This window comes from Halomonas sp., from assembly GCF_041689495.1.
Classification (GTDB): Bacteria; Pseudomonadota; Gammaproteobacteria; order Pseudomonadales; family Halomonadaceae; genus Halomonas.
In genome coordinates this window covers 1-1,831 of the sequence record NZ_JBDNGD010000380.1, presented here as the reverse complement: position 1 = coordinate 1,831, position 1,831 = coordinate 1, and the positions used below count along the sequence as shown (strand labels likewise).

Sequence of the window (1,831 nt, the reverse complement as noted above, 5' to 3'; positions counted from 1 at the left end):
CGCGCCGCCAGGAAGTCGCGGTTGTCGGGAAGCGAGGTGAAGCCCACGCCGGTCTCACGAGCCAGGGCCTGCAGCTCGTCCAGGTCGGCCTCGGCAATCGGTCGAATGCGCATTACAGCTCCCCCTCGTCATAGCCCGGGTCATGCTCATCGCCGCCACCCTCTCCCAGCCCGGGCAGCGCCAGCGGCGAGGCCAGTACCGCACGGCCCTCCTCGACCCCCAGGCGCGAGGCATGCTCGGACGAGAGCATCAGCTGGCCGGTCGGCGACAAGGCATAGCGGGCCACCACACAGCGAAAATCCTCCAGGCGCTGGTTGGCGACCATGGCCGGTTCGGCGTCGGGCAGGGTGTGCGCCGGGCGAATGCGGACCGGGTGCCAGGCGGCCCGTCGAAAGGTCGCCAGCCGATCGCGTTCGCCCTTGACAACCGGTCCGGCATCGAAGATGTCCACGTGGCGCGAGCGCAGGAAACCTTCGCCGAGCATTTCGGCCAGGGCCTGCTCATGATCCGGATGCTCCCGGCCGATGGCGGCCCGCGCCTGGGGCGTGAGCAGTGCCAGATAGAGCGGGAACTGCGGCATCACCTCGGCGATGAAGCTCTTCGAGCGCACCCCGGCCAGATAGTTGATCTCCTGGTAGTCACGCACGAAGAAATGCCGCCCCACGCTGTCCCAGAACGGCGACTCGCCCTCTTCGTCCAGGTAGCCGGGAAACGCCATGGCCAGGATCTCGGCGAAGCGCTCCGGGTACTGGGCGATGAACATCAGCCGCGCACGACGCAGCAGGCTCTCGGCACTGGTGCCCTTGTAGCGGGCGTCCAGCGAGAACGCACAGAGCTGGCTCGCCTCGGAGACCTCGTGGGACAGCGACAGGGTCGGCACCTCACGACGCACGTTGAGCTGTTGCGAGGCGTGAATCAGCGTCTCCTGACGATAGGTGTAATAGGCTTCCCGCGAGCCCGCCTGGGCGCGGATGGTGGCGGTTCCCACCACCGCGTCGCGTTGCAGGTCCTCGAGCACGAAGGTGTAATGCTCGTCGCCGGGAAACTCCACCTCGCGGGAAAACGCCAGCCGGGAGCGCGCGATGCGCTCCTCCAGACGGTCACGGTGCGCCGGCAGGTTGGTCAGCCGTGGCGAGGCGCTGCTCGCCAGGCGTTCCAGGGCCGGCAGGTCCGCCGAGCAGACGGGACGTACGACCAGCATGGCATGGCCTTCGCAGGAAACGTCGTTGCCGGTGTTGTCGGAATAGTCGCGCTGACTCACCGTCCCGCCACCAGCCTTGCCACGGCGCGCTCCAGACGCACCATGCCCTCGTCGATATCGGCCTGGGGAATCACCAGCGAGGGCGCCATGCGCAGCACATTGGGCCCTGCGATCAGCGCCATCAGCCCTTCCTCGATGGCCAGCGGCAGGATCTCCTTGGCCCGTCCCTCATACTCGGGGGCCATCTCGGCGCCGATCAGCAATCCCATGCCGCGGATCTCCCTGAACACCTCGTGCTGGCGGTTGATGGCCTCGAGATGCTCGCGGAAACGATCGTGACGCGCCCTGACGCCCGCCAGCACCTCGGGGGTGTCGATGAACTCGACCGCCGCCAGCGCCACGGCGGAGGCCAGGGCGTTGCCGCCGTAGGTGGAGCCATGGGTGCCGACGGCCATGGCCTGGGCGACGCGGTCTGTGGTCAGCATGGCACCTACCGGGAAGCCGCCGCCCAGCGACTTGGCGCTGGTGAGAATATCCGGGGTGACGCCGTACTCCATGTAGGCGAAGAACGCGCCGCTGCGGCCCACACCGGTCTGCACCTCGTCGAAGATCAGCAGCGCGTCGACGCTG

General features: G+C 68.1%; 3 protein-coding genes. All 3 read right to left on the bottom strand.

All coding sequences use genetic code 11. The features are described from left to right. Positions 1-113, bottom strand: a 113-nt coding sequence (locus ACESMD_RS11880; protein WP_372613408.1) for an arginine N-succinyltransferase, incomplete at its 3' end; no start/stop codon positions are given. Beyond that, positions 113-1,201 (bottom strand): arginine N-succinyltransferase, encoded by a 1,089-nt coding sequence (locus tag ACESMD_RS11875; protein ID WP_372613406.1) that lies wholly within the window; start codon positions 1,199-1,201, stop codon positions 113-115. The genes ACESMD_RS11875 and ACESMD_RS11880, both read right to left, overlap by 1 nt. A 56-nt stretch (positions 1,202-1,257) precedes the next feature. Continuing rightward, positions 1,258-1,831: aminotransferase class III-fold pyridoxal phosphate-dependent enzyme (locus ACESMD_RS11870; RefSeq protein WP_372613404.1), on the bottom strand; the 574-nt coding region annotated here is incomplete at its 5' end.